The sequence below is a fragment of the Methanobacterium alcaliphilum genome (assembly GCF_023227715.1).
Classification (GTDB): Archaea; Methanobacteriota; Methanobacteria; order Methanobacteriales; family Methanobacteriaceae; genus Methanobacterium_E; species Methanobacterium_E alcaliphilum.
Window position 1 is genome coordinate 1 of sequence record NZ_JALKIF010000006.1, and the last position, 20,826, is coordinate 20,826.

The following is a 20,826-nucleotide window of genomic DNA, read 5'->3' on the forward strand; positions in this document are numbered from 1 at the left end:
ATACACGGAACAATCAACTACCTACGACGCAAAATGCAAAACTGGACACAAAAACACGGGAAAAATATCAACCCCCAATAACTTTACAACCCCTTTAAACCGAAATATTTATATATCATAACAGTCCCTATATCAACTACTCGATATCAAGTAGTCGATATCGTTTGATTGATAATGAGAATATTTTCAGTAAATTTTTCAATTTAATATAAATTTGCTTAAATCCAAGAATTAACTGATAGAATAATATTTTCATAATCGATATATGGGAGAAATTGATTCAATGTGGGATAACTGGAAAAATACTTTGAATAACTGGAAAAATCTGCATGAGAGGGTAGATAAACTGCATAATCTAGGTGGTCTGCGGATATGGATACTCCATGTATTGGGTAATGGACCAAAAAATGGTGTGGAGATAATGGATGCTATTGAAGAACATTATGGCAATTTGTATAAAGTGAAATCCCATTGCATGGAACATAGCCATTCTGGAAAACATTACAACATGCACCTTAAAAAAACCATGAAACGCAAAGTCTCAAGACCTTCTCCGGGATCAGTATACCCTATGCTGAAAAAAATGGTTGCAGAAGATTTGATAACCAAAATAGATGATGGTAAATATGATTTAACTGAACTGGGTCGAGAAACTCTCTCTGAAATTTTTGGAGATAATCACCACCAAAATAATTATCGAAAACCTAAGGCCATTGAAAGTGCCTTAATGGCAGTTGACAATTACATTTCATATCTGGAAGATATTAATAAAGAAGATTTAATTCACCATAAAGAGATAATAATCAATTTAAATGAGCGATTATCAAAAATAGAAGATTCTATTCAAGAAAAATAAACATATCTATTTATAAATAGGATAAGGTCCTTTTGTATATTTATCTGCCGCCTCCAACGTGTTTATAAAATACTATTGGGACCTTATTTCTTCATAATTTGTTAAAATATATCAGAATTAAGCTCTCTTAGTCCGGGCTATCTCCAAATCATGTATTTAAAATTAAATATCGTTGAAATGATAGAATAAATTAAATTAAGGATGTAATACTATGCGATTTGAAAATCTAGCAAGAAAAACCATTGAAAATGAATGTGAAGATTATTACTTTGGAATTGCAGATTTATCCAATGCAAAAAAGTCGGAAACTCAAAAATATGGTTCTTTATTAGATGCATATCCTAGAGCAATTTCTATTGGTGTAGCCATGTTTCCAGTCTCTCCACATGAAACAGATCCGAAAGAATATGAAAAAAGTTATAATGAAACAAAAAAATTGACTGATAGTAAATTAGATGTTATAACTTCTCGTCTAAGTGAATTACTACACAAAAGAGGTTACGCTGCTTTTTCTGTCCCTATGATAGAAACTAATGAAAAATTATTTTTATATTTACATAAAATGGCAGCTAGAATGGCGGGGTTAGGCCAAATTGAAAATAATAAATCTACAGTAAGTTTAAAACATATGAATCGTGTTAACTGGGGCACTGTACTTACCAATGCTCCGTTATAATATATTTTGGGGGTGTATTGATGTTCAATAATTTCATGTTAAAACTGCTGAATAGAGAGGCATCTTCTTCTCAAAATAAACCTTTAGAAATTCTTAAAAATCTAAATTTGCAGCAAGGGATGATCATAGGGGATATTGGTTCTGGGGGCGGATATTTCACATCCCTTTTTTCGAAAAAAGTGGGTGAAGATGGAAAAGTTTATTCAATCGATGTAAATCAGAAATCTCTTGATTTTATAAAGAATGAACTCGAAAAAACAGGAATTACTAATGTTGAACTAGTCAAAGGTAATTCAAATGGTATAAATTTACCCGAATCAAGTGTTGATTTATTCTTCATGAGAAATGTTTTCCATCACTTAGAAAATCAAATAAACTATTTTAAAAATCTAAAAACATTACTAAAAGAAGATGGTAAAGTAGCTATTATTGATTATGATCAGAGAAATTTTTCACCTATGGGTATATTTGGTCATTACACTCATGAAAATGATTTAATGGATGTTATGACTCGAGCAGGTTATTTAAAGTTCGAAAAATTTGTTTTTCTACCCAAACAATCATTCATGATATTTAAAAAATCTTGAAAACTGAAAATGGAGGGTTTTTAATGTCCATAAAATCAGCAGTTAAAGAACATTTCACGCAAAGTCCTATTTCAGACCATTGGAATTATTTTTTTCAAGACACTACTCAAGATGAGGAGAAATCACTTTATTGTGTGAATGGTTTAACTATTTACAAATTCACCTTAAAAGATTTTGATGAATGTGCTAGGTTATATAAAAAAGTATTCTCGGCAGGGCCATGGTATGATGAATGGACTTTAACTCAAACAAGAAAATATCTGAATGAATTAATCAAAAATCCGGCATTCACTGGTTTTGTAATCCGTTATAATTATAAAATTGTAGGAGTTTGTTTAGGGCATGGAAGATCCTGGTGGATGGGAAATGAATTCATTGTTGACGAGTTTTTTGTAGAAAAAAGAATGCAAGGCAATGGAATTGGAACAAAATTAATGAATGTTCTAAGTGGATATCTCTCCAAAAAAGGATACACTCGTTTAATGTTATTAACCAATAAAGGGATACCTGCTGAAAACTTTTATCTTAAACATGGATTTTATAATCGCCTTGAACGAACGGTTATGGTTAAAGAACTGTAATTCCTCTATTATTTTAAATTAACTTTGATCGGCAAAATGCCACCATAGTGCAGTTCCTAAAAGACCGAGTAGGATAGTTAAACTAAGTATAAAATAACTGAAAATATCCGGAGTGGGAGCTCCTGCACCTGAAACTCCACTATAAAGTGCGGGAATGGCCCAGGGAAAATATGCGGTTATATTTGGGATTCCTACAAAGATTATTTGAGTTATAATCAACGTACCAATTGTAAAACCTATGGGTGCAATATAACCTCTTGCAAAACTGGCAACAAAAGCCACGGGAGTACAAAGTAGAGCAGTAAGAACGGAGGTTATCATGAAAACACCAAAAGAATGGTATGCTGCTGCATATGACCAGTGGGCGATGTTAACTAGAAATCCAGTGAGAAGTCCTGAAATAAATAATATCAATGATAATAAGAAACTCCATAAAAAAATAATGATAAACTTAGATAGAACTATGCTTGAACGATGAACTGGCAATGCCAAAAGATCTTTCATGGTTCTATCGGAATATTCTCTGCCAAACACCCAACCGGTAATTGTTCCAAAGCCTATAGTTCCTAAGGTTAAAATAATCATGGTAAGCAGCCCAAAATAGGAAGACCACTCATCTTTAAACATTGATGATTTGGCACTAACTATTGCAGATTTTCCAACAAGTTCAGGGGATCTGGAAACATAGATCATCAATCCCATAAGAATGGCAATACTTGAAAATGTTATTATGGTGATTATAAATATTTTAGATCTTCTTACTTTTAGGGTTTCAGCCCAGAGGGAAGCATATATTCTTGTCATTTAAACAACTCCTCTTTTATCAATTATTCTTAAGAAATATGATTCCAATTCTTCTTCTTCAACTTTTAACATTCTAGGTGAAAATCCTGCGTTTACTAATTTTGAGTTCACATTTTCAGGATGCATTACTACTTCATTTTCTTTTATTTCAATTAATCCATCATCAGTAATGGTTGCATTAAGCCCAACATTGGTTAAAATTGATATTGCTCTGTTAATATCATTTACATCAATTAATAAGCTTCTATTTCTAAGTTGATGCAGCTTTTTTGCAGTCATCTCTTGAATTAATTTGCCTTCATGGATAATACCAACACGTGTTGCGATTTTGGAAATTTCACTTAACATGTGGCTGGAAATAAATATAGTCACTCCTTTATTTAAGGCTAAATCAAGTAAAAGTTCTCTTATTTCAACAATACCTGCAGGATCTAAAGCGTTGGACGGTTCATCAAGAATTAGAATATCTGGATTGTGTATCAAAGCTTTTGCAAGCCCTAATCTCTGAAGATTTCCCAGTGAAAGATTTTTCGCCTCCCTATCCTGATATTGATTCAATTTGAGTTTTTCAATAACTGAATTAACTGAATCTGGATTAGAAAGTGAACGTAATCTACAAATAATCTCTAAATTTTCCCGCACTGTCAATTCCGGATACGAATAAGGGATTTCCACTAAATGCCCTACGCGATTCCAAAGGTCATGACTATTTGCATTAATTTTTTGCCCATTTAAATAGGCTTCCCCAGATGAGGGATGCACCATTCCCAGCAGCATTTGTATGGTAGTTGTTTTTCCAGCACCGTTAAGACCTAAAAATCCGTAAATTTCTCCTTTGCGGACATTAATTGATATTTTGTCTACTGCTTTAATTTTACCATAATTTTTAGTCAAGTTATGGGTACTGATTACTCCCTCTTTATATTCTGTTTTCATACCAAACCGCCCTAAATTTATTCGCCATCTTCTTCTATTATTAGATAAGATGTGATTGCATCAATCCATAGATCTTTTGAAGCTTCAAAACTTGCACCTTTCAGATCATCACGGTGTATAACAAAGTGAATCAGTGATAAAAAAAGACCATTGAGGGCATCTATATCTACTTTCCTCATCCAACCATTATCCATCCAGTAAATGAAATATTTTGAAATATCTTCCTGGTCATGTTGCACATGATCTTTTAATTTATCTTCAGGGAGCTTACGAAGAAGTAATTCATAATTTGACGCGTTTATTTGTTTATATAATGGCATGGTAGTTAATAATTTAATCAACTGATTTAAAAAGGATTTAAATGCTTTTCGTCGATTTTTTTCGGGGTTTAAATTTTCTTTAAATAGTTTGTCTCTAAATTCGCGCTCAGTTTCTTCCAAAACATCAAAATATAACTCTTCCTTAGATTGGTAAAAAAGGTAAAAAGAACCTTTAGATATTTTCGTGGCATTCACAATATCACTTACCGTTGTTTTTTGAAGACCATATTTTTCAAAAAGTTTTTTTCCTTCGTTTAGTAGATTTTTCCTAATTACTTCCTTTTCTCGTGTGCTCCATGCTTTAGGCATATAAATCCCCTGTTTACTGTGTGACTTTTTATGTTAATATGGTCATAGGTTATATATTTTTTGCTAACTTTTTTTAAAGTAATGTTTCTAATAAGAAATCAATTTTCTATTAAAAAAATTTTAAAATAAAAAAGAAAATTAAAATAATTGTCATTCTTTTTTATCCTCAGCCATAGCTAAAAGCAGAGCATCAGAACGATGTACATCATAGTATTTGAAGTTGTGTATAAACCCTTTCAAGTGTTCTTTTCCTTTTTCAGTTAAAGTGTACTCTTCAATTTCCTCAATTAAAAGTTCTTGTTCTTTTAATGGATGTATTATTATTTCAAATTTCCCCTCAAAATCATAATGTCCGGTACAAGTGGCATTAAGTTCGCTGAGTACGGGAATGTAGTTATCGGGATGGAAAACTTTTTTAAGAGATTTAACAATTTCGACTTGAGTGTTGGATTTTTTTGCCCATAATAAGTACAATATCCAGTTTCTAAATGCTATTATCTGGTTGTCTTCCCAACATTCTTCTAAAGGCAATTTGTACTCTTGTGAGTAATCTGTTTCTTCTCCTTTTTGGGCTGAAATCGCTTCTCGAAGTAAACCTACAGAATCTCTAAATATTCCAGCACCTACAAATAACCCAATAACCGCATCCACGAAATAAATTCCATAAATTGCGAATATAGCTCCTGTAATAACGGAGGCACCTATAAATATGTGATTTTTAGAATCCACTGATTGGGATATCAGAGTTAAACTATTGGAGACTTTCCCCACATAGCGTTGGTAATAAAATAAGAATACAGCGGATAATATGGCTATTGCCTCAACACCGATTACTAAATATGGCATGGTCATAGGTTCGGCATGTCCACCTATTGTAGCTAATAAATGTGTTATGGAGTCAAATAAAACACTTATTGAAGCCACGAATAATCCAAGAATCACAAGGATGGTACTTAAATTTTCGCGATGGTACTTAATTCCAAGCCATACTAGAATAGCTTCAACTGTGTCCATAGTAGCATCTGTTCCATCTGCAATTAAACCCATACTGCCGCTTATTAAACCACTTCCCAGTTTAAGAATCGCCAGAAATGCATCTAAAAAGGTAGTATTTTTAGCTGTAGCCGAAGGTTTTAATTCTCTACGTGCCATAGATGCTTCTTTCATCATATGCTTTTCATATTCTTCAGCTTTTTTGTGCCCCATGTCAGTTAATTCATATTCATTATTATCATTTAGCTTAACCCAAGCTTTTTCAATCAATTTATTCATTTCATATTCTGCACTATGAGTTGCTTTACTACTTCTCCCATCTTCTATCTCTGAGCGCACGTGTGCAAACTTGAAAAATAATTTTTCCATCATGGGTTGACCTTTTTCTGGTAATTGTTGATACCAAATTAAAGATAAAAATAGTATTGATTTTTCCCATAATTTTTCAAGACTTAAAGGGCCTTCTTTTAAAAGGGCCATCATTAGGAATTTATCGTAACCTAAAACTGGCTTTTCATTGCTCATTTGTTAATCTCCTATTAAATTATTACTTAAATGTGATATAATATTGATTTAGGTTTCTGAAAAGAATTTTAATTACCATTTTAAGATATTAATATTTAAAAATTTATTTTTTAATGGTATTGGCTATTGGACTGGGTTTAAATCAGTTTAATAATCGTTATTGAATAATAATCCTGTTTCATATTAATATATTATTGTCACAAGTGAATTCGATTTTTTTAGTTAATTATTTAAGTTTAAATTTATATTATAAAGTTTTTCAAGAGATTAAATGAGTGTATGGAGAAAGTATATGTATATGGGTAAAAATCGTATCGAAACATTGGTGGACGGAATATTTGCTATTGCTATGACTTTACTGGTTTTAGATCTAGCAGTACCTCATATTAACGGACCATTGAATGAGTTTATAGTACAGAATGCTCTTTATGGATTAGTCCCTTCGTTTATATCCATGGTTGTAAGCTTTGTTTTACTTGCAATGTTTTGGAATATACATCATCGGATTTATAGTCAGATAAAATCAGTTAACAATACCTTGCTTTGGATTAACATTATATGGCTTTTATTCATAGTTTTAGTTCCATTTTCTGCCTCTTTAAATGGGGAATATGGTGATTTTACTATTTCTGATTTAATTTTTAATGTAAATATGTTGGGGATAGCTCTGATTCTTCTAGGGAATATCTATATAATAAAACGTGATGATGTAATCAATGAAAAAGTAGACGTGAATAGATTAGCATCCAGTGAAAAAGCCACTATAATATTTATATTAATTGCAATACTAGCTATAGTACTTTCATTTATAGTTCCTCGTTGGGGTAATTTAGTATATCTTCTTATTTTCCCTATTGAAATGTTAATGGATTGCCGATCTTAAATTAATGATTTATATTTATTACACTATTTCTTTTTATTTGCAGGTAGATTCAGGGCAGGTGCTGTTTAGGAGGCAAAACTACACAAATTTTTTGATGTTTAAGTTTCTGGGGATAATCCTGTGATTATTATAGATATGGAATATGAACAAAGTGAAGGTCTATTTAAACTATTTGTAAGATGAATACATCGAATAGTAGTTCCATTTACTTAAAAAACTAGGGTAGGCGATATGCAACTGTAGATGTATAATTTTAGATTTTTTAAAATAAATTAAACTAATGTTTTATTTCAACTTTAAACTGCCAATGTAATTATGTTCTTCACGGTCATTGTAGTGGGGAGGGTCAAATAACAGTTCAGTTTTTTTACCAAGATGTTCAGCTACTAGTTTTAAATGATAAAGGGCTATTCCCACATCTATAGGGGGATATTTTTTAGTAAAAAGTCCTTTGACGAAGTTTGGCTTGATGGTATACGTATGAATGATATTGTTGTTCCCTTTGAAAAACCATGGCTGTGCATTAGTTGCTGAAGGAGCAATTCGAGCTGCTTCCAATATATCATCCAAACCTTTAATATCAGTTATTTCGTGTAAGGATTTTCTTTTAAACTCTGAGATATTACTTCGGTGCAGGTTTCTTTGGGGTTTCCAAATGACATTAAAATGATAAATTTTAGATTTTAATTTTCTAAAACTTCTTTTTTTAATGTGGGAATGCCTTGCCAGCAAGTACCTAATCCATTGGCTGAAAAAAACAGATCCATTTGTTGTAACATGAAACCAATATTACTTAAATGACCTTCTTTAAGTTCTGAAAATGCAGCCAGATAATGCGGTGCTTTTTTCATCATCCTTCTTTTAACCATATCCTGAGATAAGATCTTAAATTCGACTTCAATATCATCATGTAATGGTGTTAAATTTTGGAGATATTCTGAAATTTTTTTTAATGTTGATTCTTCTAGTGGTTTTAAATCGTATGTTCTAATGGATTTTCTTTTAAATATTGTTTTATAAAGATCGGGGGTTTCCATTTTACCTCATCCACTATAATGTATTTCATTAAAATTTCGATTTTAAGTTATTGGCAAAGCTCTCTGCATTTTTAATATCTTCTTCATTGGGACGGCCTTTATTATGCCCTCCTACTAATTTCATAGGGCCGTAAGTGTCAAATCCTTTACAATTAAAATTACCTATAACTTCAAAACCTTTTTGGGTTAATTTTTTATTAAGCCATTGGTTTGGTTTTCCATTACCGCTGGTAATGAATGTAAATGCTTTTTTGTTTTCCAGGGTTTCTAATTCTTCAATAAACTTTCTCAGCTTTTTATGTGGCCTGTAATAATATATTCCAGAACCAAAACCAATTAGATCATATTTTTGAGTAATATTCGGATCAACATCTTTTAAATCAAATAAATCGGCTTTAAGCGTTTCAGACATTACTTCAGCAATTTTTTGGGTATTTCCGTGGTGTATGGACTTATAAATTATTGCAGTTTTCATTTTATTTCCTCTTTTTAATGATTATTCATTAATTTGACAACTTTCGAATTGTAATTGAAAAAATTAGCTGGATCCTTTTGGATGTAACTTTAAAAATTCACTAACTTCGCTAACCATCTCTTCATTAATTCGGGCCACTAAATATTTGCCTCTTCTCTCAGTAAAGATTAATTCAGCATTTGATAGTTCTTTAAGATGATGTGAGATGGTAGGTGCGCCAATATTCAATGATTTGCTGATTTCACATATTAAACAATCACTTCCAGTCTTATAACTAGCTTCCTGCTGTTTCACAATCTGCAAGTATAAATCTAAGCGGTTAGGATTGGAGAGAGCTTTGAAGATTTTGGCCATTTTTTTAGTATCCATTACATGCACCATAAATATTTTTACAATTCGATAAGTATCGAAATAACTATGGGTGGGATTATATATAAATATTTCTAGTTCATATAAACTCAATTAAGAATTTATGGCAGCATTATGTTAAATTGCCCTTAAAAATTTAATTAAAATTAACTTCTGGAATCGTTATGCATCAACTTCTTTTTTAAAATCCATGTTTTTTCAAAATTAAAGAAATTAGCTACTATTTATTGGGAAATCTCTCTTTTGTTATTATAGGTTAAAACCATTTCATTATAAAATTCCCTGTATTCAACAATTTTATCTTCAGTAGGGGATAATTGATCCGGAAGTTCAATAAATTCATTAGCTTTCAAATCAGGATTAATCTTATACAAAAACAAACAAATTATTCAAAGTGCTAGATAATTTAGTATCTTCTTTTGCATTCTCTTGAACTGTTTCATCCTTTTTTTATTTTAAACAAGCTTTAGTCACTTCTTCAAAAGTGTTTTTTCATAACTAGTATAACCTTTTACAGTTTCAACCAGATTTTTAACTAAATCAGCATGATTTTTAGTTGAGCATTTATCTGAGACCTGGTGCATTCAAATCCGTTAAATGTTAACAATTTAATTTAAATTAGAATATTAGTTGAATGCCTTGTTTAAGGAAGTATAATGAAAATATAACCAGAACTCCGCCTAAAACTCGCATAATATGGAGGTATAGAGTACCGGTCAAAAAGTCACGTGATTTTCCCACAGCATAAGATAGAACTATTTTTGAACCTACCAAAAATGAATAAAAACCTGCAATGAATAATAAGAGTGATAATGGGTTGTTATTATATGCTGGAATTATTATTGGCCCACCAATAGTTATCCAAAATATGTAGGGGGATGGATTTAAAAGATTGAGGATCACTCCTTTTTGCAGGGATTTAGGTTGTTTAGAGGGGGCTTCTGTCATCGTTCCTTTTGTTTTAAAACATTCATAAGACAAATAACCTAAATAAACCCCACCAATTAATGAGATAATTCCTAAAACCAAATCGTATCCTGAAATTAATGATAGAAACAGCAGACAAATGATTATTATGGGGATATCTGAGATTATTGGGGCAAAAGCGACTTTAAATCCCTCTTTATATCCATGTTTAATTGTCTGGGAAATGACCAGTACGAGGAGAGGGCCGGGTGAGAACCCGGCATAAAGGCCTAGTGTGATTCCAGCTAGTAGTAGTTCTATCATTAAATCATCGATTCTTGTTTAGTAGGATGCTATAAATTTTAGATAATTTCTTTGAAATTTATTCCATTCACCACATTTTTAAATGTGTTTAATCCTTCATCCATTTCTTTTTTAGTTATATTCAAAGCAGGAAACATTCTGATTATGTTTCCCTGGGTAACATTTAAAAGAAGCCCTTCATTCAAACATTTTGAATTTAAAGAAGCAGTGATATGGTCATCCGTAATTTCTATGGCAATTAATAATCCTTTCCCTCTAACATCTTTTATTATATTGGGATATTCTTTTTTCAATTTCTTTAGCTCGTGGATAGTGTATTTGCCCAGATTTTCAACATTTTCACATAGCTCATGCTCTATCATATATTGGATAACTGCGTATGAAACGGCACAACCAAGTGGATTACCACAGTAAGTACCGCCGTGGTCCCCTATTTCAAGTTTGTCATGCACAACTTCAGTCATAGCAAATGCCCCAAAAGGAAACCCGCCAGCAATACCTTTAGCCATGGTTAAAATATCTACTTTAATATTATCTGAGGCGAACATTGAACCGGTTCTGCAAAATCCCGTTTGAATTTCATCCATTATCAAAAGTACATCATTTTCATGGCATAATTCGGATAAACTTTTAAGATAATCCGTATCAGGGACATTTATTCCGCCTTCGCCCTGTATGGGTTCGATTATAACTGCTGCTACATCCTTATTTATAACTTTTTCAACAGATTCAATATCATTATATGGGACAAATATGTGGCAGGGGATAAGTGGATTAAATTTCTCCCTGTGTTTGCTCTGGCCAGTTGCAGATACCGTGCTGATGGTACGCCCATGAAAACTTTTTGCAGTGGATATGATATTTAATTTTCCAGTTGCTTTTCGGGCAAGTTTAATGGCAGCATCATTTGCTTCTGCTCCACTATTTGCAAAAAATACGCGAGTTAAATTTTCAGGCAGTACCTCCTGCATTAGTGATATTAGCTTTGATCTGGCAGGGGAATAAGTTGCTCCAGAATTAGGGTTTTGTATAATTTTTCTGCTTTGTTCATGGAGTGCTTTACTAATCACTGGATTAGCATGCCCTATACTGGTTACTCCCCAACCTGCAGTGAAATCTAGATATTTTTTACCATTTTCATCATATACATATGATCCTTCGCCTTTTTCTATTGATATTTTTGTTTTATTTGCAAAAGAAGCATAGTAATTATCTTCAATCTTAATTGTGTCATTAATTTTGCCCATGTTAATCGCCAGATGTATTGAGTATTTTGATTTAAGGTTTTTAATTATAATTTTATCCCATATATTTATTTCATGCACAATATTTGAGTTAAATCATTTCCTTGGGAAAAAATTTAATTATCCAGATCATGGTCATGAAAAATACCATTATATGGCCTTAAATAAATTGAATTAGTAGAAGAAATAAATAATAATAAATATAGTTAAATTGTTTTTGTTTAAGGAGGGTTAAGTATGAAAATAGGAATTATTGTTTATTCCCAAACTGAAAATACATATGCTGTATCTCAAAAGCTTCAGGAAAAGTTTGCTGAAGTGGGGCATGATGTTGAAGTTGAGAGGGTGTTGACTGCTGGAGAAGTTCCTCCACGGGCCAAAAATGCTGAATTCCAGAGTAAACCAGATGTTGAAGTATATGATGCTCTAGTTTTCGGAGCCCCAGTACATGCATTTTCACTTGCAGCTCCCATGAAACTCTATTTAGAGCAGATTGAATCACTGAATGGCAAAAAAGTCGCTTGCTTTGTTACGAAAGGATTGAGATTTAATTGGACTGGTGGCAACCAAGCCATTGGTAAGATGAAAAAAATCTGCCAGACAAAAGGGGGAACTGTGGTGGGAACTGATATCATTGTCTGGAATAAAAATAAAGATCAACAGATTGATGATTTGATTCGCAAATTCAGCTTATTATTTTAGTTTGGCTAAAAAACTTATTTTAATTTAATAATATTTTCATTTTTTTTACTTGGGCCCATGAATTTCAATTTTCTCCAGCCCTTTTTTTAGGGTAATTGTAATATGCAGAAGAGGTTGATTATCTTTGAAAATAAATGACTTAAAAAAGAGAATTATTTAGATTGATTTTAATTTATAAAAAATTAAATAATAAAAGGTTTTTTTGTTAAATAAGTGTTAATTAACCCCTTATTCCAAAAAGTGACCTTATTATTTTTATTCTTCTAATAATTTCATAGGTGGCAATGGTCATAACAAAACTTGTAGCCATAATTAAGATTATTTGCAGAATTATCATGTTAGGTAAAAATCCTATGAAATAGTAAGCTGCCATATTAATCCATGCTATGTGGAAAATATATATGGGGAATGATGCTGCGGATAGATAAAGAGTACTAGAGTTTTTAAATTCTAAATAACGTTTACCCATCCCTAATATGCTCAATACAGCAACCCATACTAATAGATTCTCATATAATCTGAAAATAGGCGAACCTAAAAGACCATCTAATGAAATTATGCCCATAACGGCCATGGTACCTAAAACGATAAATGATATCACCAAAGCAATAAATGAAATAAATAGTGGCCATCTTTTTTCTTCTAACTTTTCCTGAATGACATCTTCAGATAATAAAAAGTATCCGAATATGAAAAGTAAGAAAAATTGCCCTAAACTTTTTTCAGGAGCTAAATTTAAAAATAAACTCCCTACGCCTAGTGGTAAGAATAGTAACAATAATTTGGGGACGGTCACTTTTTCTATAGGGATTCTCCAGTCACTATTTTTATATTTAATGATTATAGGGAGTGCAAACACAGATACTATAAATAAATATAATAAGAACCACATTGGACCTAAACCGGTTCCATTCATGAAATAAGCGGGCCAATTACTAATAAAGTTCCACCAGAAGGCTAGAAATCCTCCAGTATAACCATTATATAAAGCAGCAAAATACACCTGAATGGATATTACAAATATAACTCCTGAAGCCATTGGAATTAGAAGTTTAGTCACTCTTTCTTTGAGATATTCTGTTGAATTTCTTTTCTTCAGCGAGTAAAATGTACTAATCCCTGCAATTGCAAATAATAGTTGCATGAACCATGGGGAGAAAATTAAGATAAATAAACCGGCGAAACTATAATTTCCGGCATTGATGATATAGTCTCCTATGGGGCTGTATAATAAAAATGTGTGGTATGGGAACAGTATCAAAATTATAATCCAACGTAAATTATCCAAATAATATTTTCTCATAAAATCGCTCCATAATTAAATATATTGTTCTATTTTTACAATTCATAACAGCATATTAAATAAATTTTATTAGATTTATATTATAAATCATCAAACAATTAATTAATGTTTTTTTATAGTTATTAGTTGTGATTAAGAATAAATCGAAAGTTTAATTTGTCAAGCATCTTTTTTTTTCTTATACTTTGACTACAAGTAGATAAATATTCTATCATTCTATTTAAGATATATCATAGTCCATTTTTTATATATAAAATACCATTAAATTAGTCAGATGCTCATAAAAAACTTTTTTTTTGAAGTATATGTTAAATAAAACCATATGCTGCAGAATAAATAACTATCTTATTCTATTTTGAGGGAGAATCATTTTTATTTTCAGTATCAAGATAGTTGAAAAATACTTAAACTCAGAAAAATATATCGATTTAAAGATGAATAAATTTCAGATTTCAGGGGTATTCTTTATAAATCAACTTAATTTATCAAATTGGGGGTAAATATGAGTTTAAAAACTAACTTTAACTTTCCCGTAGGATATCATGATTTTCATGAAGATAAAGTTTTTAATTATCAGATGAATCGATGGTATTCTATGGGTTATGCACGAGAGGAAGATCTGAAAGAAGCAGCTTTGAAAATTAAGAATTTTAATGACTGGAAAAGAGAAATGATCCAACAAGCTGAAAAAGCAGTTTCTGAAGATAGGTTAATTAATGCTGCTTTTTATTATCGGGCAGCCGAGTTTTATTTAATTTATAATGATTCCGAGAAGGAAAAGTTTTATGATAAATTCATCAATTTATTTTATCGTGCATTTGCAAGTGATAGTATTGAAAGGTTTAAAGTACCTTTTGCGAATAAATTTTTACCTGCTCTGAAAGTCCCTGCACAAATCGATTCTGGAGAAAAGAAAGGAACCATAGTTATTCACGGAGGGTTTGATTCTTTCATTGAAGAATTTTATTCATGGATGAGATATTTTGCGGCCCAGGGGTATGATGTGATTGCATTTGAAGGGCCGGGACAGGGAGCTGCATTGAAAAAATATAAACTGCCTTTTGATTGGCAATGGGAAAAACCTGCTTCTGCTATATTGGACTATTTCCAACTGGATGATGTTACGTGGTTGGGGATATCTATGGGGGGATGGTTATGCTTTAGAGCAGCTGCATTAGAACCTCGAATAAAAAGAGTAATTGCTTCAAGTGTTGCCTATGATTATATGAAGTTTCCTAATTATTTTGCTCAATTATTGGGGAAATTATTTTTCCACCATTTTAGAAATTATTCTAACAAGGTCTCGTTAAAGCAAATTGAAAAAGGAGGCATTGATGGATGGAGCATAAGTAATCTCATGTATATCACTGTTAAAAAAACGCCTATGGCTGCTGTTGATGTGGCAGAAAAAATGAATGGTAAAAACATTCATTCAGAAATGGTAAAACAAGATGTTTTAATTCTCACTGGCCGTGAAGATCATTTCATACCTTTTAAAATGCATAATATGCAGATTAAAGCATTGAATAACACTAATTCACTCACTGCACGCGTTTTCACTCGTGAAGATCAAGCTCAAAACCATTGCCAAGTAGGCAATATAAAGCTGGCACTGGAAACTATGTTAAAATGGATTGGAGAGCATACTGACCATTAAATTAAATAAAAATACCTATTAGTTAATATGCATTTATATGGGGATATGGGTGCTGTTCTGATATTAACATTATTAATAAGCAGGGGTTGTTATTGTGGAAATTGAATATCGAAAAAATAAAGATTTTTCAGAAAAAGAACTCCAGGAATTGTTTCTTTCAGTAGAATGGGATTCTGGAAATTATCCTGAGAAATTAAAAATAGCTTTAAAGAACTCTCGCATGGTTTATGCAGCATATGATGATGGAAAACTAGTTGGGTTAATTAATTCATTATCTGATGGGATTATGACTGTTTATTTTCATTATTTATTGGTTAAACCTGAATATCAGGGGCAAGGAATTGGGAAAAAACTGGTTGATTTAATGTTGGCAGAATATGCTGACTTCGCACGCAAAGCAATTATTGCCTATGATCGTGAAGTGGAATTTTACAAAAAATGCGGGTTTGAAGTAGGAGAAGATAAAAGCCCTATGTTTGTCACATATTTAAAAACCTAGTAATTGACAAGGGGTTTAACTTTTAATTTATAGAATATCATTAATTATTTTTTAAAGAGGGAAATGAATTTTTGTATGGAGAATATATGTGAAGAATTTTACTCCTTATTAATAGTTAAATATGAACAGGTGATTTTCATGAAAGTCTTTGAAAGACCCGGACCCATTAATACAGGTAAAATAATTGATATATTAAAAAATTCAGCTTTTGAATACGAATACATTGTTGTGGCATCGGTTACAGGAGATAGTGCAGTTAAAATAGCAGAAACGATTTCGGATAAAAAAATAATCTGCGTGACCTGTCCTCAAGGTATGTACTGGGAAGTTGAGGAGATGGACAATGATCTATTTTCTGATATCCCGGAATTAAAGGCTGTTCGTGATGAATGGGTTAAACAGGGAATTAAAAGAGTTCCCATGAATGTAACTGAAGAAAACAGGATGAAACTAAAGGATTTAAATGTGGATATTGTCAGAGGAACTATTCCTCTCTTTGGCCCCAGTTTTTCCATGAGGTTACATTTAGAAAGACCCACTTCGCTAGATGTTATGGCAAAGACTCTTGAATTAATATCTCCTGGAACTTTAGTTGCAATGGAATCTGTACTAATGGCTACTGATGCAGGAATTATACCCGAAAATGAGCTGGTACTGGCTTGTGCAGGTACAGAGATAGGACTTGATACTGCATGGGTTTTAAAAAGTTGCGCATCTGCAAATTTATTCCATCCTGAAAAAGGATTCAGATTTGTGGAGCTGCTGGCAAAGCCTGGAATTGCTGCAAGTCCAGATATAAAAATAAATTATTTGAGATAGTGCAATAAATTTTAGATTATATTAAATTTCATTTTTTATTTAAGATATTAAAATAAGCAATCACCAGTAACTTTTTATATTTTGTTTAACACTTAAGGCATATCGCACTTTTTTTACAATATTAATAATATTAATAATATTTTTATTATAGGTGAATTTATGGATAATTATAATTATGATGTAATAGTGATAGGTGCAGGAATCAGCGGCTTACTATCCGCGCTAGCACTATCTAAAGAAGGCAAATCAGTACTAATTTTAGAAAAAGAGGAGGATATTGGTGGGGTGTGCCGTTCTTATGAATTTGACGGTTACCGTATTGATACAGGACCTCATGCAATCACCCGACTTGAAAATGGACCTTTCAAGGAGTTAATGGATAACTATTTTGATGTTATTCCTCAATTTGTTCCTTTTGGAAAGTATCATGTTAGGATTGGAAATGAAATAAAACCGTTTCCATGGAATCTTAATTCATGGCTAAAATTCGGATTAATTCCTAAAACAGACCGTTTATTAATAATGAAAGCACTATTTAACACTTTATATCTTCTAAATGCTGGAAAAAGTTTATCGGATATATCTATGAAAGAACTTCTTCCAGAAAACATTTCCATTACTACCAGAAGATTTGTGGATTGGCTTTGTTATTTTTTGGTGGGTACTTCCATTGAAAACACAGCAGTTTCTAGATTTATTGATAATAAAACTCATAAAAGCAGCTCAATAAAATATATTGGGAATTTATACGACCTTTTTGTTACAGAAGGGGCTAAAGATCAGGGATATCCTAAGGGTGGCCTTCAATCCATAATTAATTCTATTTTAATCTCTTTTCCTAAGAATGTACAAATCAAAACTAGGGAAGAGGTTGTAAAAATCCAATGCAGCCATCAAGTGGAAAAAGTAGTTACTAATAAAAATGAATATTGCTGTGAAAATGTAATTTATTCAGGCTTTGCTTCAGATTTACCCAAACTAGTTGATAATTTACCTGAAGATTATGCGCGTAATTTAAATCAAATACAGAAAGTAAACTCTTTAACTATCTGGTTAGGTTTAAATAAACAAATATTCAAAAATTATGGTTCGGAGATGTGGATTGATTCCGACCCTTATGCCTGGATGGTTCCTATATCCAATTATGATCCAGCTTTAGCACCAGAAGGAAAACAATTAGTTGGATTTGCATTTACATTGCCTGATGATTATGATGTTGAGGCAATTCGAAAAAAGGCTTTAGATTCTATAATTAATATTCAACCCGAAATTAAAAACCATATTGAAATGGTGCATTATCAAGATTTAATTCCTGAAAAAGCAGCATGGTCTATTAATTCGGGCTTTGGAGACGTGGAAACTCCCATAAATAATTTATATTGTGTGGGAACTGATACTGAAAAGAGGAGCGCAGGTGTTAGTAGGGCGGCTTATTCTGTATTAAGATGTTTGGAAATGATGAAATCAGATGGGAATTTAGGGTCTTTTTTTTTGAATAAAGAATTTAAAATTCCTGCAAAATAGTTTATTGAATAATTCACAACCCAATATCTTCATTCCATAATTCATAATTTTTTTCTATAAAATTAGACATCATTTCAATGCACCTAGGGCTCTGAATAACTTTAACTTTCACTCCTTGAGATCTTAGAAAATCTTCTGCCCCCATAAATGATTTATTTTCTCCAATTACTACTTCTGGGATTCCATAAAGAAGAATAGCTCCACTACACATGACACATGGGGATAAAGTGGTATAAATAATACATTCTTTATAAAAATCCACGTTTTTTCTGCCTGCATTTTCTAAGGCATCCATCTCTGCATGTAAAATTGAACTTTCTTTTTGGATGCGCTGATTACGGCCTTGTGATATAATTTCACAGCCATGGACCAGCACAGAACCAATGGGGATACCCCCTTCTTGAAGTCCTTGTTGGGCTTCTTTATAGGCGGCTTTCATGAATTCATCCATCTTAATCATCTTTAACTTTATTTATTAGTTTTTTTTAAATTTTAAGTTTATTTTAAATACTAAATAATCGTATGATTTAATTAGTAACTGGTTAATTATATTTATTTCAGGTTAACTAAATCCGGGTGATATTATGAAACAGTGGTACCAAGAATTATTCTCAAATTATGCTGAAAAATACGAATCAGAATGTTATACTCATGGAACTCAAGGAGAAGTCAATTTTATTGAAAAAGAATTAAATTATAACAAAAATGCCAAAATTTTAGATATTGGTTGCGGCACTGGACGTCATTCCATTGAATTGACTAAAAGAGGATATTCTGTAGTGGGAATGGATTTGTCGGAATCCATGTTAAACAAAGCCCGGGAAAATGCAGAAAATGAAGGTTTAAAACTTGATCTTCGCCAGGCAGATGCCCGTAATTTACTATTTGAAGAAGAATTTGACCTGGTAATCATGATTTGTGAGGGAGGATTCTCTTTAATGGAAACAGATGAAATGAATTTTCAAATACTTGAAAATGCTGCAAAAGCACTTAAAAAGAATGGAAAGTTGATATTTACCACTCTTAATGGCCTATTCCCTCTTTTCCATTCAGTAAAAGATTTCATAAATTCTAATTCAGAAAATCAAGTCAATATGGATAATAACTTTGATCTAATGACTTTCCGTGATCATAACACAATGGAAATTGAAGGAGATGATGGTGAAATTATGGTTTTGGATTGTAATGAACGATATTATGTTCCCTCTGAAATCACATGGCTCTTGAAATCATTAAACTTCACTAAAATTGAAATTTTTGGATGTAAATTAGGTGAATTCAGTCGAAAAGATAGTTTAACCACAGAAGACTATGAAATGTTAGTGGTTGGGGAATTATAGTTAGGTTTTAAAAAATGCTCTGTAAATTACTGGAACGGACAAACTTAGGTAGAATTATGTGGCTTTTGCCCATAATATTCTTTATTCATGATATGGAAGAATATTTGACCATGAGTTCGTTTATGGCCCATAATTCTATTTTAAGCTCAATACCTTTATTTGAAATGTTAAAAACCACATCTGCTCAATTCATGGTGAGCATTATATTTTTAACAATATTGGTGGTGGTTGTAACTTATTTCGCCATTAAAAAACGTGAAGGAAACATATTGAAGTTATATCTTTTAGTTGTGGTGTTGATTTTTGTAAATGCAATAATTCATATTTTCCAAGGACTTTATTTAAATTCATATGTGCCGGGTCTTATAACAGCCATAGCGCTGGTCATTCCATATTGTTTATGGATTTTTTGCATATTTTATCATGAAAAAGTGCTTAATAATCGTTTAATGTTAATGTTTGTTGCATTATCTTTCCCATTACAGATTCCATTAATAATGATTGCTTTGTGGTTAGGTAAAACATTAATTCCATTTTAGTGGGTTGTGTGGTGATAAATTGAATTTAATTCCTGAAAAAAGAAATTTAAATGAATATTTGCGTTGTTCACAGATAATAGATTGTGATAATAAACTAATTCAAAAAAAAGCTTCACAGATATCTAAAAATGCTGAGAATGAAATTGAAACAGCAAAGGACTTATATGAATTTGTAAGAGATGAGATACACCATTCCTCAGATATTAAAAGTAATGAAATTACTTATAAATCTTCTGATGTCCTTAATAAAGGACATGGCTTGTGTTTTGCCAAATCACATTTATTGGGGGCATTTTTTAGGTCTCAAGGAATTCCAGCGGGGTTCTGTTATCAAAAATTATCCACTGATTCGGGGAAGATTCTGCATGGTCTTAATGGAGTATATTTAAATGATAAATGGATCAGATTGGATGCTAGGGGTAATAAAACCGGTATTAATGCACAATTTTCATTAAATTGTGAAAAATTAGCATATGTTCCTCAAAAAGAAGAAGGGGATAAAGATTATCCTATTATTTATTCTAATCCTCATCCTAAAATAATAAATATATTGCAAAGTAATTCCACACTGGATGATGTTATTAAAAAAATAGTTGGTTCATTATAGAATCACGAAAT

General features: G+C 31.7%; 25 protein-coding genes and 1 pseudogene. 13 read left to right on the forward strand and 13 right to left on the reverse strand.

Translation table 11 applies throughout. From position 1 onward, the window contains the following. Positions 1–283 precede the first annotated feature (283 nt). The 4 genes from MXE27_RS05420 to MXE27_RS05435 all read left to right on the forward strand — a co-directional run bounded on the left by MXE27_RS05420 (position 284) and on the right by MXE27_RS05435 (position 2,700). The gene (locus MXE27_RS05420; RefSeq protein ID WP_248611394.1) at positions 284–856 is read left to right on the forward strand and encodes a PadR family transcriptional regulator; all 573 of its coding nucleotides are present in this window, start codon (positions 284–286) and stop codon (positions 854–856) included. 211 nt (positions 857–1,067) lie between these two features. Further along, positions 1,068–1,532 (forward strand): 4Fe-4S ferredoxin, encoded by a 465-nt coding sequence (locus MXE27_RS05425; RefSeq protein WP_248611395.1) that lies wholly within the window; start codon positions 1,068–1,070, stop codon positions 1,530–1,532. A 20-nt stretch (positions 1,533–1,552) separates the two neighbouring features. Then, positions 1,553–2,119, forward strand: coding sequence for a class I SAM-dependent methyltransferase (locus MXE27_RS05430; RefSeq protein ID WP_248611396.1), 567 nt, complete (start codon positions 1,553–1,555; stop codon positions 2,117–2,119). Positions 2,120–2,142: 23 nt separating this feature from the next. Further along, positions 2,143–2,700: a GNAT family N-acetyltransferase gene (locus MXE27_RS05435; protein ID WP_248611397.1), complete on the forward strand. Its 558-nt coding sequence runs from the start codon at positions 2,143–2,145 to the stop codon at positions 2,698–2,700. An 18-nt stretch (positions 2,701–2,718) separates the two neighbouring features. Here the strand turns inward: MXE27_RS05435 and MXE27_RS05440 are convergent, their stop codons facing one another. The 4 genes from MXE27_RS05440 to MXE27_RS05455 form a co-directional block, all read right to left on the reverse strand. Beyond that, positions 2,719–3,504 (reverse strand): ABC transporter permease, encoded by a 786-nt coding sequence (locus tag MXE27_RS05440; protein ID WP_248611398.1) that lies wholly within the window; start codon positions 3,502–3,504, stop codon positions 2,719–2,721. Further along, positions 3,505–4,440: an ABC transporter ATP-binding protein gene (locus MXE27_RS05445; RefSeq protein WP_248611399.1), complete on the reverse strand. Its 936-nt coding sequence runs from the start codon at positions 4,438–4,440 to the stop codon at positions 3,505–3,507. 17 nt (positions 4,441–4,457) lie between these two features. Then, entirely contained in the window at positions 4,458–5,069 is a 612-nt protein-coding gene (locus MXE27_RS05450) for a TetR/AcrR family transcriptional regulator (RefSeq protein WP_248611400.1), read from the reverse strand. A 150-nt stretch (positions 5,070–5,219) separates the two neighbouring features. Next, positions 5,220–6,587, reverse strand: coding sequence for a cation diffusion facilitator family transporter (locus tag MXE27_RS05455; RefSeq protein WP_248611401.1), 1,368 nt, complete (start codon positions 6,585–6,587; stop codon positions 5,220–5,222). A 271-nt stretch (positions 6,588–6,858) separates the two neighbouring features. Here MXE27_RS05455 and MXE27_RS05460 point away from each other — a divergent pair, with 271 nt between their 5' ends. After that, positions 6,859–7,470 (forward strand): TMEM175 family protein, encoded by a 612-nt coding sequence (locus MXE27_RS05460; protein ID WP_248611402.1) that lies wholly within the window; start codon positions 6,859–6,861, stop codon positions 7,468–7,470. 285 nt (positions 7,471–7,755) lie between these two features. Here the strand turns inward: MXE27_RS05460 and MXE27_RS11925 are convergent, their stop codons facing one another. The 7 genes and pseudogenes from MXE27_RS11925 to MXE27_RS05490 form a co-directional block, all read right to left on the reverse strand. Next, positions 7,756–8,202 carry a nitroreductase family protein gene (locus MXE27_RS11925; RefSeq protein WP_282730946.1) on the reverse strand — a complete coding sequence of 149 codons (447 nt, stop codon included), beginning with the start codon at positions 8,200–8,202 and terminating at the stop codon, positions 7,756–7,758. Continuing rightward, on the reverse strand, positions 8,154–8,507 hold the full coding sequence (locus MXE27_RS11930; RefSeq protein WP_282730949.1) for a nitroreductase family protein: 354 nt from the start codon (positions 8,505–8,507) through the stop codon (positions 8,154–8,156). The genes MXE27_RS11925 and MXE27_RS11930 overlap by 49 nt, the downstream gene beginning before the upstream one ends. A 28-nt stretch (positions 8,508–8,535) precedes the next feature. Beyond that, positions 8,536–8,982, reverse strand: coding sequence for a flavodoxin family protein (locus MXE27_RS05470; RefSeq protein WP_248611403.1), 447 nt, complete (start codon positions 8,980–8,982; stop codon positions 8,536–8,538). Positions 8,983–9,045: 63 nt separating this feature from the next. Beyond that, positions 9,046–9,351: an ArsR/SmtB family transcription factor gene (locus MXE27_RS05475; protein ID WP_248611404.1), complete on the reverse strand. Its 306-nt coding sequence runs from the start codon at positions 9,349–9,351 to the stop codon at positions 9,046–9,048. Between the two features lie 224 nt (positions 9,352–9,575). Continuing rightward, positions 9,576–9,935, reverse strand: a pseudogene (locus MXE27_RS05480) (LemA family protein). Between the two features lie 34 nt (positions 9,936–9,969). Then, complete coding sequence (locus MXE27_RS05485) at positions 9,970–10,581, reverse strand: LysE family translocator (RefSeq protein ID WP_248611405.1); 612 nt, start codon at positions 10,579–10,581, stop codon at positions 9,970–9,972. Between the two features lie 38 nt (positions 10,582–10,619). Beyond that, positions 10,620–11,828 carry an aspartate aminotransferase family protein gene (locus MXE27_RS05490; protein WP_248611406.1) on the reverse strand — a complete coding sequence of 403 codons (1,209 nt, stop codon included), beginning with the start codon at positions 11,826–11,828 and terminating at the stop codon, positions 10,620–10,622. 234 nt (positions 11,829–12,062) lie between these two features. On the opposite strand from MXE27_RS05490, the gene MXE27_RS05495 reads away from it, so the two are divergent. Further along, positions 12,063–12,527 (forward strand): flavodoxin family protein, encoded by a 465-nt coding sequence (locus MXE27_RS05495; protein ID WP_248611407.1) that lies wholly within the window; start codon positions 12,063–12,065, stop codon positions 12,525–12,527. Between the two features lie 220 nt (positions 12,528–12,747). Here the strand turns inward: MXE27_RS05495 and MXE27_RS05500 are convergent, their stop codons facing one another. After that, the gene (locus MXE27_RS05500) at positions 12,748–13,830 is read right to left on the reverse strand and encodes an acyltransferase family protein (RefSeq protein WP_248611408.1); all 1,083 of its coding nucleotides are present in this window, start codon (positions 13,828–13,830) and stop codon (positions 12,748–12,750) included. Positions 13,831–14,332: 502 nt separating this feature from the next. Between MXE27_RS05500 and MXE27_RS05505 the strand changes: the two genes are divergently transcribed. The 4 genes from MXE27_RS05505 to MXE27_RS05520 all read left to right on the forward strand — a co-directional run bounded on the left by MXE27_RS05505 (position 14,333) and on the right by MXE27_RS05520 (position 18,329). Next, a complete protein-coding gene (locus MXE27_RS05505) occupies positions 14,333–15,487 on the forward strand; it encodes an alpha/beta fold hydrolase (RefSeq protein WP_248611409.1) in 1,155 nt (384 codons plus the stop codon). 94 nt (positions 15,488–15,581) lie between these two features. Next, positions 15,582–15,986 carry a GNAT family N-acetyltransferase gene (locus MXE27_RS05510; protein WP_248611410.1) on the forward strand — a complete coding sequence of 135 codons (405 nt, stop codon included), beginning with the start codon at positions 15,582–15,584 and terminating at the stop codon, positions 15,984–15,986. A 138-nt stretch (positions 15,987–16,124) separates the two neighbouring features. After that, positions 16,125–16,805 (forward strand): pyruvate kinase alpha/beta domain-containing protein, encoded by a 681-nt coding sequence (locus tag MXE27_RS05515; protein ID WP_248611411.1) that lies wholly within the window; start codon positions 16,125–16,127, stop codon positions 16,803–16,805. Positions 16,806–16,964: 159 nt separating this feature from the next. Next, on the forward strand, positions 16,965–18,329 hold the full coding sequence (locus MXE27_RS05520) for a phytoene desaturase family protein (protein WP_248611412.1): 1,365 nt from the start codon (positions 16,965–16,967) through the stop codon (positions 18,327–18,329). Between the two features lie 13 nt (positions 18,330–18,342). Here the strand turns inward: MXE27_RS05520 and MXE27_RS05525 are convergent, their stop codons facing one another. Beyond that, complete coding sequence (locus tag MXE27_RS05525; RefSeq protein ID WP_425438273.1) at positions 18,343–18,789, reverse strand: nucleoside deaminase; 447 nt, start codon at positions 18,787–18,789, stop codon at positions 18,343–18,345. A gap of 124 nt (positions 18,790–18,913) precedes the next feature. Here MXE27_RS05525 and MXE27_RS05530 point away from each other — a divergent pair, with 124 nt between their 5' ends. From MXE27_RS05530 to MXE27_RS05540, 3 genes are read left to right on the forward strand one after another with little or no spacing between them, the layout of a single operon-like run. Continuing rightward, positions 18,914–19,669, forward strand: coding sequence for a class I SAM-dependent methyltransferase (locus MXE27_RS05530; RefSeq protein WP_248611414.1), 756 nt, complete (start codon positions 18,914–18,916; stop codon positions 19,667–19,669). 14 nt (positions 19,670–19,683) lie between these two features. Continuing rightward, positions 19,684–20,208 carry an HXXEE domain-containing protein gene (locus tag MXE27_RS05535; RefSeq protein ID WP_248611415.1) on the forward strand — a complete coding sequence of 175 codons (525 nt, stop codon included), beginning with the start codon at positions 19,684–19,686 and terminating at the stop codon, positions 20,206–20,208. A gap of 19 nt (positions 20,209–20,227) precedes the next feature. After that, positions 20,228–20,815 (forward strand): transglutaminase-like domain-containing protein, encoded by a 588-nt coding sequence (locus MXE27_RS05540; RefSeq protein ID WP_248611416.1) that lies wholly within the window; start codon positions 20,228–20,230, stop codon positions 20,813–20,815. The last annotated feature ends 11 nt before the right edge of the window (positions 20,816–20,826 follow it).